Source organism: Bradyrhizobium sp. Leo114, from assembly GCF_055229415.2.
In genome coordinates, this window is sequence record NZ_JBUYEN020000068.1 from 1 (window position 1) to 12,551 (window position 12,551).

General features: G+C 65.2%; 11 protein-coding genes. 6 read left to right on the top strand and 5 right to left on the bottom strand.

Translation table 11 applies throughout. The features are described from left to right. Nucleotides 1-339 precede the first annotated feature (339 nt). On the bottom strand, nucleotides 340-888 hold the full coding sequence (locus tag ACZIRK_RS40375) for a cupin domain-containing protein (protein ID WP_130227448.1): 549 nt from the start codon (nucleotides 886-888) through the stop codon (nucleotides 340-342). A 146-nt stretch (nucleotides 889-1,034) separates the two neighbouring features. On the opposite strand from ACZIRK_RS40375, the gene aptA reads away from it, so the two are divergent. Further along, nucleotides 1,035-2,363 (top strand): omega-aminotransferase AptA, encoded by a 1,329-nt coding sequence (gene aptA, locus ACZIRK_RS40380; RefSeq protein WP_474419429.1) that lies wholly within the window; start codon nucleotides 1,035-1,037, stop codon nucleotides 2,361-2,363. 67 nt (nucleotides 2,364-2,430) lie between these two features. Continuing rightward, a complete protein-coding gene (locus ACZIRK_RS40385) occupies nucleotides 2,431-3,696 on the top strand; it encodes a D-amino acid dehydrogenase (protein ID WP_474419430.1) in 1,266 nt (421 codons plus the stop codon). Between the two features lie 105 nt (nucleotides 3,697-3,801). On the opposite strand, the gene ACZIRK_RS40390 is transcribed toward ACZIRK_RS40385, so the two are convergent. Continuing rightward, nucleotides 3,802-4,440, bottom strand: a complete 639-nt coding sequence (locus tag ACZIRK_RS40390; RefSeq protein ID WP_474419431.1) for a TetR/AcrR family transcriptional regulator — start codon at nucleotides 4,438-4,440, stop codon at nucleotides 3,802-3,804. A gap of 155 nt (nucleotides 4,441-4,595) precedes the next feature. Between ACZIRK_RS40390 and ACZIRK_RS40395 the strand changes: the two genes are divergently transcribed. From ACZIRK_RS40395 to ACZIRK_RS40405, 3 genes are read left to right on the top strand one after another with little or no spacing between them, the layout of a single operon-like run. Then, nucleotides 4,596-5,093: a (2Fe-2S)-binding protein gene (locus ACZIRK_RS40395; RefSeq protein WP_456642747.1), complete on the top strand. Its 498-nt coding sequence runs from the start codon at nucleotides 4,596-4,598 to the stop codon at nucleotides 5,091-5,093. Further along, on the top strand, nucleotides 5,090-6,142 hold the full coding sequence (locus tag ACZIRK_RS40400) for an FAD binding domain-containing protein (protein WP_130227443.1): 1,053 nt from the start codon (nucleotides 5,090-5,092) through the stop codon (nucleotides 6,140-6,142). Before ACZIRK_RS40395 ends, ACZIRK_RS40400 begins: the two co-directional genes overlap by 4 nt. Beyond that, on the top strand, nucleotides 6,132-8,390 hold the full coding sequence (locus ACZIRK_RS40405; RefSeq protein WP_474419432.1) for a xanthine dehydrogenase family protein molybdopterin-binding subunit: 2,259 nt from the start codon (nucleotides 6,132-6,134) through the stop codon (nucleotides 8,388-8,390). The genes ACZIRK_RS40400 and ACZIRK_RS40405 overlap by 11 nt, the downstream gene beginning before the upstream one ends. A gap of 11 nt (nucleotides 8,391-8,401) precedes the next feature. On the opposite strand, the gene ACZIRK_RS40410 is transcribed toward ACZIRK_RS40405, so the two are convergent. After that, on the bottom strand, nucleotides 8,402-9,181 hold the full coding sequence (locus tag ACZIRK_RS40410) for a crotonase/enoyl-CoA hydratase family protein (protein ID WP_474419433.1): 780 nt from the start codon (nucleotides 9,179-9,181) through the stop codon (nucleotides 8,402-8,404). Between the two features lie 163 nt (nucleotides 9,182-9,344). Here ACZIRK_RS40410 and ACZIRK_RS40415 point away from each other — a divergent pair, with 163 nt between their 5' ends. Next, complete coding sequence (locus tag ACZIRK_RS40415; protein ID WP_474419434.1) at nucleotides 9,345-9,932, top strand: TetR/AcrR family transcriptional regulator; 588 nt, start codon at nucleotides 9,345-9,347, stop codon at nucleotides 9,930-9,932. A 190-nt stretch (nucleotides 9,933-10,122) separates the two neighbouring features. On the opposite strand, the gene ACZIRK_RS40420 is transcribed toward ACZIRK_RS40415, so the two are convergent. Together ACZIRK_RS40420 and ACZIRK_RS40425 are read right to left on the bottom strand one after the other, a co-directional pair. Then, on the bottom strand, nucleotides 10,123-11,712 hold the full coding sequence (locus ACZIRK_RS40420) for a gamma-glutamyltransferase family protein (RefSeq protein WP_474419435.1): 1,590 nt from the start codon (nucleotides 11,710-11,712) through the stop codon (nucleotides 10,123-10,125). Between the two features lie 168 nt (nucleotides 11,713-11,880). Further along, nucleotides 11,881-12,522 carry an HD domain-containing protein gene (locus ACZIRK_RS40425; RefSeq protein WP_474419436.1) on the bottom strand — a complete coding sequence of 214 codons (642 nt, stop codon included), beginning with the start codon at nucleotides 12,520-12,522 and terminating at the stop codon, nucleotides 11,881-11,883. Nucleotides 12,523-12,551 lie beyond the last annotated feature (29 nt).

The window sequence follows — 12,551 nt, forward strand, 5'->3', positions numbered from 1 at the left end:
GGAGATACGGTCCCATTGCGTGTCGTTCAGAACGAGCCGATCCAGAACCCCCAAGGCTTCCTCCTAAAAGAAAGCCTTGAATCACGTTCCGTCTGATTTGAGAATCCCAAGAGTCCACACAGCCTAGGCCTACCATCCTTTCGGATTTGATTGAGCGCAAAGCGGATCGTTGCCAATCCGCTAGCTTTTCTCCATCAGCCACGGAGAGAAGCCATGACCCTCGATACCATCCTGGTCGTTATTGGCGTGACGGCGATATTCGTGACGATCGCTGCGGCCATCGCCTGGGGCGACAAGCAGACCCGGAATCTGTGAGGCGCCGCGCGGCGCCTGCCGCATTCAGAATGTCGGCGGGGTGCAGGCGCTGATCACCTCGCAGGGCTTGCCGCCGACGCAGCGGAAGCGATGCGGGCGGCGGCTTTCGAAATAATAGGCGTCGCCGGGATTGAGGATGCGGCGCTCGTCATCGACAGTGACCTCGAGCTTGCCCGAGACCACGATGCCGCCTTCCTCGCCGTCGTGCACCAGCGGCACGCGGCCGGTATCGCTGCCGGGCTCGTAGCGCTCTTTCAGGATCTGCAGGCTCCGGCCGAACAGATTGTCGCCGACCTGGCGATAGGAGATCGGCTTCTTGCCGATCTCGGTCAGTTCGTCGGAACGATAGAACACCTTGCGGCGCCGCTCCGGCTCGAGCGCGAAGAATTCCGCCAGTCCCATCGGAATTCCATCGAGGATGCGCTTCAGTGCCCCGACGGACGGGTTCATCTGGTTGGACTCGATCAGCGAGATGGTCGAATTGGTGACGCCGGACCGCTTGGCGAGTTCGCGCTGCGACAGCTTCTGCTGCGCGCGAATGAATCGCAGCCGGCCACCGATATCGACGCTCATGGGACAATCCCTGTTGCAGGTGTTGCGGATCGCGCAAATATGCCGCGTCCGCCCCAATGAGATCAATGGGTTGCAGCACGGCAGAAAAGGGCTTGTTGCGCGTTTGGGAGCATGTTCGGCTGCTGCGTCAGCAGTGGAGCGACGCCGTGACCGTTCATCAGATTCCGAACACCATCAAGCTCGATTCGTTCTGGATGCCGTTCACGGCCAACCGGCAGTTCAAGGAGACGCCGCGGCTGTTCGCCTCCGCCGAGGGCATGTATTACACCAGCGTCGATGGGCGGAAGGTGATCGACGGCTCGGCCGGGCTCTGGTGCGTCAATGCCGGCCACGGCCGCAAGCAGATTGCTGCAGCGGTCGAGCGGCAATTGATGACGCTGGACTTCGCGCCGTCGTTCCAGATGGGCCATCCGATCGCATTCGATTTCGCCGAACGCCTCGCCGCGCTGGCGCCCACGGGATTGGACCGCGTCTTCTTCACCAATTCGGGATCGGAATCGGTCGATACCGCGCTGAAAATCGCGCTCGCCTATCACCGCGCCGCCGGCCAGCCGACCCGCACGCGCCTGATTGGCCGCGAGCGCGGCTATCATGGCGTCGGTTTTGGCGGCATGTCCGTGGGCGGCATGGTGGCCAACCGCCGTGCGTTCGCGACCCATCTGCCCGGCGTCGACCATATCCGCCACACCTATGATCTCGCCCGCAACGCGTTTGCAAAGGACCAACCGGAGCATGGCGCCGAACTCGCCGACGACGTCGAGCGGCTGGTGGCGCTGCAGGGTGCCGAGACGATTGCGGCCGTCATTGTCGAGCCGGTGCCGGGCTCGACCGCGGTGCTGCCGCCGCCGAAGGGCTATCTGCAGCGGCTGCGCGAATTGTGCGACAAGCACGGCATTCTGCTGATCTTCGACGAAGTCATCACCGGGTTCGGCCGGCTCGGCACGCCGTTCGCGTCGCAGTTCTTCGGCGTGACGCCTGACCTGATGACGACCGCCAAGGGCATCACCAACGGCACCGTTCCCTGCGGCGCGGTGTTCGCCAGCCGTAAGATCTACGACGGACTGATGACCGGGCCGGAAAGCCAGATCGAGCTGTTCCACGGCTACACCTATTCGGCGCATCCGGTGGCCTGCGCCGCCGGCCTTGCCACGCTCGACATCTACAAGGACGAAGGCCTGCTGACGCGCGGCGCTTCGCTCGCCGAATACTGGCGCGATGCGCTGCATCAGCTCAAGGGCCTGCCGAACGTGATCGACATCCGCAATGTCGGCCTGATGGGCGCCATCGAAGTGGCACCGCGCAAGGACGCGATCGGTGCACGCGGCTATGACATGATGGTCGATTGTTTCAATCGCGGCCTCTACCTCCGCCAGAGCGGCGACTCCTTGGCGATGTCGCCGCCTTTGATCGTCGAGCGCAGTCATATCGACGAGATCGTGTCGATCCTCGGCGACGTCATCAAACGCGTAGCCTGACCTTGCTCCAGCCGTTGCGGAGATTATTTGCAGCGGCAAGTCATGCCGCGGCGGGAGCCTGAAAAGCGTGAAAGTCATCATCCTCGGCAGCGGCGTCATCGGCGTCACGTCAGCCTATTATCTCGCGCGCGCCGGTCATGAGGTGACGGTTGTCGACCGCCAGCCCAAGCCCGCGCTGGAAACCTCTTTTGCCAATGCCGGCGAAGTCTCGCCCGGCTACTCTTCGCCATGGGCCGGTCCCGGCGTGCCGATCAAGGCCATCAAATGGCTGTTGATGAAGCACGGTCCGCTGGTGGTTCGCCCGAAGCCCGATCCCGCGATGTGGATCTGGCTGCTCAAGATGCTGCGCAACTGCACCGCGGAGCGGTACGCGGTCAACAAGAGCCGGATGATCCCGATCGCGGAATATAGCCGCGACTGCCTGCGCGCGTTGCGCAGCGAGATCGGCATCCACTATGACGAGCGTTCCCGCGGCACGCTGCAATTGTTCCGCTACGCCGCCCAGCTCGACCACACCGCCGATGACATTGCGGTGCTCAAGCAATATGGCGTTCCGTTCGAGGTGCTCGATCGCGAGGGCTGCATTGCCGCCGAGCCGGCGCTCGCCGCGGTGAAGGAGAAGATCGCCGGCGGACTGCAGCTGCCGCAGGACGAGACCGGCGATTGCCACATGTTTACGCAGGCTCTGGCGCTCGAGGCCGAAAAGCTCGGCGTGCGCTTCGAATTCAACGTCGCCATCGATGGCTTGATCGCCGACGCCTCGCGCGTCACCGGCGTTGCGACCAGCAAGGGCATGCTGCAGGCCGACGCCTATGTCGTCGCGCTCGGAAGCTGGTCGCCGCGACTGCTCAGGCCGCTCGGCATTTCGCTGCCGGTGTATCCGGTGAAAGGCTATTCGATCACGGTGCCGATCGTAGATGCCAGCGGCGCGCCGGAATCGACCGTCATGGACGAGAGCTACAAGGTCGCGATCACGCGGCTCGGCGAGCGCATCCGCGTCGGCGGCACCGCGGAGATTTCAGGCTATTCCGACAAGCTTTATGCGGCGCGTCGGGCGACGCTCGATCATTCGCTGACAGATCTGTTTCCGCGCGGCGGCGATCTCGCCAAGGCGACGTTCTGGAGCGGCCTGCGCCCGATGACGCCGGACGGACCTCCGGTGATCGGCGCGACAAAATACGGCAATCTCCATCTCAACAGCGGCCATGGCACGCTTGGCTGGACCATGGCCTGCGGCTCGGGCAGGGCGCTGGCAGACCTCTTGTCCGGACGCAAGCCGGAGATCGATGTGAGCGAGCTGTCCATCGCGCGCTACGATCATAGATTTGGGTGAGTTGCACTGTCGTCATTGCGAGGAGCGAAAGCGACGAAGCAATCCATATCTCGGCTTGCGGCGACATGGATTGCTTCGCTGCGCTCGCAATGACGGTGCTTGGAGCTAGCGCTTTCGCTTTACCGCATTCTTCGTCGGCTTCTGTTTCGGCAGCGTCGCCTTCGCCGGTTGCAGGCGCAGCCCGTCGATGAACACATCCAACAGCCGCAGCACGGTCGATTGCCAGCCTGCCTGGTCGTGCATGTAGCACAGGCCGATCAGCGCGCGCAGGACGTCCTCGGCGCTGATATCGGCGCGGATCTCGCCGGCGGCGACGGCGCGCGCAAGCAGCGCGGCGATCGCCTTGGTCAGTCGGTCGAGCGAATAGGCGTGAAGCTCAGGCGAGCCGTGCGCGACCAGCGCCAGCGCCGCCGCCATGCCCTTCTTGGTGGCGACGAATTGCACGTTGGCATGCAGCCAATGCCGCAGCGCTTCGACCGGGTCCGCCTCTTCGTTCAATTGCTCCGCGAGGTCGCCGAGCTGATCCACCTCGCGCCGATACACTGCTTCATACAGTGCTTCGCGCGTCGGAAAGTGACGGTAGAGCGTTCCAATGCCGACACCAGCGTGCCGCGCGACGGCCTCCAGGCTGGCCTCGGGACCACCTGCGCTGAACACGGCTTTCGCCGCTTCCAACACGCGCTCCCGGTTGCGCACGGCATCTGCGCGTGGCTTGCGAACTATTCCTGCGAACTGACTGGCCATCAGATTTGTGATCACCCTCCCTTGTAAAACGGAGGATGCCTCCGTATATGCGATGAGTACCCGGCCTGCAAAGGTCCGCCGATCGACACATTGGCGGACGCCGGCGGCGCATTACCACTGTAACAATCCCACCATAGCACTGATCGGAGCCCTGCATGAATTTCTCCATCAGCCTCACCGTGAACGGTGTGCGGCGGGAGATCGAGCTCGACGACCCGCGCGTCACCCTGCTCGATCTCTTGCGCGAACGTCTTGATCTGACCGGCACCAAGAAGGGGTGCGACCGCGGCCAGTGTGGCGCCTGCACCGTCCTGGTCGACGGGCGGCGCATCAATTCCTGCCTCGCTTTGGCGGTGAGCCAGGACGGCGCCGACATCCTCACCATCGAAGGTGTCGCGCATGGCGACCAGCTCCATCCGGTGCAGGCCGCCTTCATCGCGCATGACGCCTTTCAATGCGGCTTCTGCACGCCCGGACAGGTCATGAGCGGAATCGGACTGATCACCGAAGGCCAGGCGGGCGATGATCCCGAGCGCGTGCGCGAAGGCATGAGTGGCAATCTGTGCCGGTGCGGCGCCTATGCCGGCATCACCGAAGCCGTGCTTGAGGCCCAACAAACTCTCGCGAACTCCGAACAGAGGCGCTCCGCATGATGAAGTTCGATTACGTCAGGCCCGCCACCATCGCCGAGGCGGTCGCGGCCGCGTCCGAGAAGGGCGCCACTTATCTTGCTTCCGGCACCAATCTGCTCGACCTCATGAAGGGCGGCGTCTGCCATCCGAGCCGGCTGGTCGACGTCACGCGCCTGCCGGGGCTCGACCGCGTCGAATATCTTGCCGACGGCGGCGTCCGGATCGGCACGCTGGTCCGCAATGCCGATCTCGCGCATGATGCGGAGTTCGCCCGCGCCTTTCCGTCAGTGGCCGAGGCGCTGCTGTCGGGCGCGTCCGCGCAGCTTCGCAACGCAGCGACTGTCGGCGGCAACGTGCTGCAGCGGACGCGCTGTGCCTATTTCTACGACGCCCCCAGCGCCTGCAACAAACGCTGGCCCGGTGCCGGCTGCGACGCCCGCCATGGCGAAAACCGCCTGCATGCCGTGCTCGGCTGGAGCGAGGCCTGCATCGCCACGCATCCTTCTGATTTCTGCGTTCCGCTGGTTGCGCTCGATGCGGTCGTCGAGATCGAGGGCAAGAGCGGGCGGCGCGAGGTCGCGCTCGAGGCGCTGCACCGCCTGCCCGGCGACACGCCGCAGCGGGAGACTTTGCTCGAGCGCGGTGATCTGATCGTCGCGCTGCGGCTGCCGGCGGAGGCACGCGGCTTTGCCGCGCATGCACGCTATATCAAGGTTCGCGAACGCACCTCCTATGCATTCGCGGTCGTATCGGCCGCCGCGAGCCTGCAGCTGGAGCAAGGTCTGATCCGCGAGGCACGGCTCGCGCTCGGCGGCCTCGCGGCAAAGCCCTGGCGCGCGCGGGCCGCGGAGCAGAGTCTTGCCGGCGTTACGCCCGATGCTGCGGGCTTCCGCGAGGCTGCGCGCATCGCGCTTGCCGATGCAAAGCCGTCTGGCGACAACGCGTTCAAGATCGAACTCGCAGAGCGTATCGTGGTGCGGGCGCTGACGCTCGCCACCGCGGGCACGCCGGCGCGCATTCCCGCGCTTCCCGGCTCTCCCTTCTCATCAGGAGTGCGCCATGTCGCTTGAGCTCACCCGTGATCCTGCCCATCTCAGGCACGGCTCGAATATCGGCCAGCCGCTGACTCGCCGCGACGGCGTCCTGAAGGTCAAGGGCCAGGCCCGCTATGCCGCCGACAATCACCCGGCGGGCATGCTCTATGCCGTGATCGCCGTCTCCACCATCGCGCGCGGCCGCGTGACCTCCCTCGATGTCGATGCCGCCAAGCGCTATCCCGGCGTCGTCGACGTGATGACGCCCTCGCACAAGCCGCCGCTTGCCGAAGATCCGGACGGCAAGCCCAATCCTTTCGCATTCAAGATGGAGCTCCTGCAGAACGACGAGGTGCGCTATGCGAACCAGGCGATCGCGGTCGTGATCGCCGAGACGCTGGAAGCCGCGACCGAAGGCGCGGCACTGCTGTCGCCGCAATATCACATCGAGTCCGCGCGGGTCGGCCTTGATGGTGCCGAGAGCTATGTGCCGCCGGTGGTCGGTATCGGCAATCCGGCCGAGGTCCGGCATGGCGATGTCGATGCTGCGCTCGCCGGTGCATCGAAACGCATCGAGGCGACGTATGAAACGCCCGCGCAGTATCACAATGCGATGGAGCCGCACGCGATGGTCGCGGCCTGGGACGGCGACAAGCTCTCGATCGATACGCCGAGCCAGGGCATGGCGATGGCGCAGATGCGGCTCGGCGGATTGCTCGGCATTCCGCCTGGCAATATTCATATCCGCAGCCCGTTCCTCGGTGGTGGTTTCGGCTCGAAGGGACTGGTCTCCGGGCCACAAGTGCTGGGCATCATGGCGGCCAAGCTGGTGGGACGTCCGGTCAAGCTCGTGCTGCGCCGTGACCAGATGTACGGCCCGGTCGGCCATCGTCCGCCGACCCGGCAGACGCTGCGCATCGGCGCCGACGGCGAAGGTCGCCTGACCGCGATCGATCATCACGCCAAGGTCACGACCAGCACGTTCGATGATTTCTACGAGCCGGCCGCCGACGCCTCGCACACGCTCTATGCAAGCCCCGCGATCAAGACCTCGCATGAAGCGGTGCGCGTCAATACCGGCACGCCACTGTTCATGCGCGCGCCGGGAGAGGCGACCGGCTCGATCGCGCTGGAGAGTGCCATCGACGAGATCGCGGTGGCGTGCGGAATGGACCCGCTCGATTTTCGCCTGAAGAACTACGCCGAAGTCGAGCCGATCTCCGGAAAGCCGTTCTCCTCGAAGGCGCTGCGGCAGTGTTATGCCAAGGGTGCCGAACGCTTCGGTTGGGCAGGGCGTCCGCTCGCGCCGCGGCAGATGCGCGACGATGATGGTTTCCTGGTCGGCTGGGGCATGGGCACCGCGACCTTTCCGGCGCTGATGTTCCAGGCGCAGGCGCGCGCGGTGATCCGCAGCGACGGCTCCGGCGTGATGGAGACCGGCGCGCATGACATGGGGCAGGGCGCGTGGACCGCGCTCGCCCAGATCGCGGCCGACGGACTCGGGCTCGGCATCGACCAGGTCGAATTCAGGTCGGGCACGTCGGATCTGCCGGACGCGGGCATTGCCGGCGGCTCGGCCCATACCGCGACCGCCGGTGCTGCGATCCACAACGCCGGCGCGGCGGTGATCGCAAAGCTCGCCGATCTCGCGACCTCCGACCAGCGCTCGCCGTTGTTCGGTGCCGGCAATGCCGGCGTGATCGCGCGGGAAGGGCGGCTATTCCGCCGAGACGATGAAGCGCGTAGCGAGAGCTATGCCGACATCCTCAAGCGCGCCGGCGTCGCCGAAATCGAAGCCAGCGGTGGCGGCGCGGCAGATCCTGCGGCGCAGTCGAACTATGCCATGCACGCCCATGGCGCTGTTTTCGCGGAGGTGAAGGTCGATCCCGAACTCGGCCAGATCCGCGTCACGCGCCTGGTTGGCGCCTTTGCAGCCGGCCGCATCATCAATCCGCGCCTGGTGCAGAGCCAGCTCTTCGGCGGCATGATCTGGGGCGTATCGTTCGCGCTGCACGAGGAAGCCGTCATGGACCACCGTTCCGGCCGCATCCTGAACGCGAACCTCGCCGAGTACCATATCCCTGTGAATGCCGATGTGCCGTCGCTCGATGTGCTGACCGTCGACGAGCACGATCCGCATGTGAATGCGCTCGGCATCAAGGGCGTCGGCGAGATCGGCGTCACCGGCAGCGCCGGTGCGGTCGCCAATGCGGTCTGGCACGCCACAGGCGTTCGCGTGCGCCGCTTCCCGATCCGGATCGATGATCTCCTGACGCAGCTTTAGGTTCAGCCGCGTCAGCGTCCCTGGAACACCGCAGCCCGCCGTTCGATGAAGGACTGAATGCCTTCGCGGGCGTCGGCGCTGTTCAGGACGCGTTCGCGGATCGACGGAATAAAGGCGATCGCGGCGGCCTCGCCGCCCTCGATGTATTTTACGGCTGCTTCCTTGGTTGCCTGGATGCCGAGCGGCGCGTTGCGCGCGATCGCGGCGGCAAGCTCCATCGCGCGGGCGATCTGCTGGCCCGCCGGCACCACTTCCTGGACCAGGCCGATCTCGCGGGCGCGCTGCGCCGTGAATTCGTCGCACAGGAACAGGTGATACATCGCATTGCCCCATCCGGTGCGCGACAGGAAGCGGAAATGTGCGCCGCCGAGGGGCGCGATTCCGCGCTTTGCCTCCATCTGGCAGAACCGGCTGTCATCAGCGGCAACGACGATGTCGCCCGCCAGCATCAGCTCGATGCCGATCGTGAACACGATGCCTTGTACCGCCGTGACGATCGGTTTCCTGCAACGCTTGGAAAGGCCGAACGCGTCGACATTGCCCTCCTTGATGTTGCGTTTCTCGGCGGTGGGACCGAAGAATTTCGGCATGTCGAGACCGGCGGTGAAATCCTTGCCTTCGGCGCAGATGACGCCGACCCAATAGGTATCGTTGTTGTGCAGCTCGGTGAGCGCGTCGGAAAGCTGCTCCATCATCTCCGGCGAGAAGGCATTCTTCTTGGCCGGGTTGTCGATGACGATCTTGAAGATGTGGTCGTGTGCTTCAGTCCGGATGCTGCCTGGCGTGGTCATAGTTCCTCCCTTTCGTTGTCAGCATTCGTCATCGCGCCACTCTCGCCCGGCCAGCTATGACATTTGACATAGCCGCATATCGGGCTGGCTATGTCAAGTGTCATAGTCTAGTCTGGATCGACGAATCCACGAGGCAAGGATGATTTCCAGTACGAGAGCAAAGATGGTGGCGGGAGCGGCCGACCTCTTGAGCCGCCGTGGCGTCAACGCCACCAGCATGCGCGAGGTGGTCCGCCATACCGGCACGCCGCGCGGCTCGATCAGCCATCATTTTCCGCGCGGCAAGCAGCAATTGATCGAAGATGCGATCGTCTATGCCGGCGCACAGGTGAGCAAGCCGCTGGAGCAGTTCACGCGCGAGCGCGGCACGATCGATGGCTTGCGCGCCTTCATCGCATTGTGGCGAAAAATTCTCGAGCGCAGCAGGTTTCAGGCCGGTTGCCCGGTGCTCGCCGTGGCGGTCGAGCGATATGTCTCCGACGCCATGGACAATGCGGGAGCGCCGGACGAAGCCGCGCAGCGCCACTTGCTCGATCTCGCCGATGGCGTGTTCGCGGACTGGCAGCAGATCATGATCGCCGCGCTGCGCCGCGACGGCGTGACGCCGGCCCGCGCGCGGCGGCTGGCCGCGCTGGTCGTCGCCTCGATCGAGGGCGCGCTCGCGCTGTGCCGCGCCGCCCGCAACGCGCAACCGCTCGACGATGTCAGGCAGGAACTCGAAGCGGTACTGTCGGCGGCGATATCGGCTTGAATTGAGCCGATGAGATGAGATCGAGTTGGTGCTATGCGGGAGGTGCAAAACCTCTCCCCATCGGGGAGAGGTCGGATCGCATCGCAGGATGCGAATCGGGTGAGGGGCTCGAGTGCCCATGAGAAACCGTAACCCCTCACCCGGCGCTGCGCGCCGACCTCTCCCGATGGGAGAGGTGAAGAGAGAGACATCAACCTTCCGCCACCGCTTCGCTCCAGACGTGGAACGGCTCCGCGGCGCCGCTGTTGCTGGCGCCGTCGCGCAGCACGACGCTGGGGCAAGCGAATTTCAGCGGCATCGTCTGCATCCGCGCTTCTTCATAGTCGAACCGTGCGCGCAGCGCCTCGCGCGCCGCTGGTGGCAGCCGCGCATCGCCGATCACGATTGCGCCTTCGCTGGCGTCGATCCTCGGCTGATGGATCGCGGCATCGAGGTCCATGCCGAAATCCATCACGAAGGAGAGAAGCTGCGTCACCGCCGGAAGAATCCGCCGGCCACCTGAGGCGCCGACGGCGAGGCGCCGGCCGTCAGCAGCCTGCGCCACGACCGGCGTATAGTTGGTCAGGCAGCGCTTGCCCGGCGCCAGCGAATTCGGCGTGCCCGGCGTCGGATCGAACCACATGATGCCGTTGTTCATGGTGATGCCGGTCTGTGGCGTCACGAATTTGGAGCCGAAGGTCGACAGCAGCGTTTGCGTCACCGCCGCCATGTTGCCATCGCGGTCGACGACGGAGAAATGCGTGGTGCAGGCGGGCGCGACCGCTTCCGCGCCGAGCGAGCGGCGGCCATCGGCATCGCCCATGCCTTGCAGGCGTTCGCGATAGGCGGTCTGCAGCGCCTGTGCGTAAGCCGTGTAGGCGGCGGCCTCCGGGGAGGGCGAGGGTCGGACGCTCTGCTGCAGCAGGCGCAGCGTATGCGCGAGCGTCGGCCCTGCGGTCAGTTCGGGCGTCGCATAGACGTAGCCGCCGCGATAGGGGATGCGCAGCGGCTCGCGCACATGCGCGCGGAACGCGGCCAGATCCTCGACCGACAGTGCCCCGCCGCTCTCCCGGATGTCGGCGGCGATGCTGCGCGCGAGGCCACCCTCGTAGAAGTCGCGCGGTCCCTCGGCCTCGAGCTGCGCCATGGTTGCCTTCAGCCGGTCCTGCGGCAGCCGCACAACCGACTTGATGCCCCATTGCGCATTCGGCGGCAGGCCATCCTGCAGATAGGCGGCCGCGCTCGCCGGATAGCGCCGCAGGTCGGCGGCTGAACTCGCGATCATCAGCGTGGTCCACCAATCGACCAACAGGCCTTCGCCGGCGAGATCGACGCTCGGCTTGAGCAAGTCCTTCCACGGCAATTTGGCATGGCGGCGATGCGCCTCCTCCATGCCCGCCACCACGCCGGGCACCGCGACCGAGCCCGGGCCATGCAGGTTGCGGTCGTCCTTCACCCGCGCCCAGGGAAACAGGTCGGAAGCGGTGCCGTCGCCGGTCAGCGGATAGTCCTCGATGCGAAGGCTGTTCGGGGCCCGCATGCCGTAGTCGATCACCTCATAGCGGTTTTCGCGGGCGCGGTAGAGCACCATGGCGCCGCCGCCGCCGATCCCGCTCATCCAGGGCTCCACCACGCCGAGCGCAAAGGTGGTCGCGACCACGGCATCGACGCAATCGCCGCCCGCCGCCAGCACCGCTGCACCGATCTCGGCAGCCCTTCGCGATTGCGCGGCGACGATGCCGCCCTTGGAGGTGACGGCCGGTTTGCGGATCTGCTGGGTGTTGGAGAACTGATCGGACATTGCGGTGTTCAGGCCTTCTCGGAGGGAGGGATCGAGGAGGCCTAGCATGCCGGCCAGCGCAGGGTTAGGCAACCAGCCGCCAGATCGGAGGTTCAGGGCGAATCCGCATAGGTGGTGAACTGTCAATCCTTCTCGGTTCGATCGGCTCGCATCGAGGAGATGCCTTCATTATTCCGACCATTTCGAGTTGAGGATGACGTCGCAGAAATTGATCCGGTGATAGGTCGGGTCGCGCAGCGCCAGCACGTCCGCCTTGACGTTGCCGAAAGTCGTCTGCGGCTTCTTGATCGTGCCGGCCGCAAACGCATCGATGATGCCGTTCTTGAAGTCGTGGCCGCGCGGATGGTGGGCGCAGACCTCATGGCGCTGTGCGGCGGTGAAGGAGTCGAATTCCAGGCCCAGCACATCCATCTCGACGCCGGCCGTCACCAGCGCCACCACCGGCCGCTTGTGCTGCGGGATGCCTGGCGTGGTGTGCAGCGCGATCGCGTCCCAGACGTCCTCGACGTCGCGCTCATTGATGCGATGGGCGCGGAGGAAGCTTGCGGCGGCATTGGCGCCGTCGACCTCGAAACGCTCGCTTGTGCTGGCATAGGGTGCCTGCAAGCCCATGTCGTGGAACATCGCACCGACATAGAGCAGTTCATGATCGACCTTCAGCCCGCGGCGCTGCCCGGCCAGCGCGCCGAACAGGAAGACGCGATTGGAATGGTGGTAGAGTAGTTCGGATTCGGTGTCGCGAACCAGTTCGTCGATCTCGCGCGCCAGCTTGCTGTCGGGAACGGTGATACCGGCAATGATCCTAGTCATGATCTGATGTCCTTATGGTCTTGGTGAAT

What these genes read in the sequence shown, in the direction of transcription:
- ACZIRK_RS40375 (WP_130227448.1), bottom strand. Translation starts at nt 888, where the DNA reads ATGAGCGTCGATATCGGTGGCCGGCTGCGATTCATTCGCGCGCAGCAG.
- ACZIRK_RS40390 (WP_474419431.1), bottom strand. Translation starts at nt 4,440, where the DNA reads ATGGCCAGTCAGTTCGCAGGAATAGTTCGCAAGCCACGCGCAGATGCC.
- ACZIRK_RS40395 (WP_456642747.1), top strand. Translation starts at nt 4,596, where the DNA reads ATGAATTTCTCCATCAGCCTCACCGTGAACGGTGTGCGGCGGGAGATC.
- ACZIRK_RS40400 (WP_130227443.1), top strand. Translation starts at nt 5,090, where the DNA reads ATGATGAAGTTCGATTACGTCAGGCCCGCCACCATCGCCGAGGCGGTC.
- ACZIRK_RS40405 (WP_474419432.1), top strand. Translation starts at nt 6,132, where the DNA reads ATGTCGCTTGAGCTCACCCGTGATCCTGCCCATCTCAGGCACGGCTCG.
- ACZIRK_RS40410 (WP_474419433.1), bottom strand. Translation starts at nt 9,181, where the DNA reads ATGACCACGCCAGGCAGCATCCGGACTGAAGCACACGACCACATCTTC.
- ACZIRK_RS40415 (WP_474419434.1), top strand. Translation starts at nt 9,345, where the DNA reads ATGGTGGCGGGAGCGGCCGACCTCTTGAGCCGCCGTGGCGTCAACGCC.
- ACZIRK_RS40420 (WP_474419435.1), bottom strand. Translation starts at nt 11,712, where the DNA reads ATGTCCGATCAGTTCTCCAACACCCAGCAGATCCGCAAACCGGCCGTC.
- ACZIRK_RS40425 (WP_474419436.1), bottom strand. Translation starts at nt 12,522, where the DNA reads ATGACTAGGATCATTGCCGGTATCACCGTTCCCGACAGCAAGCTGGCG.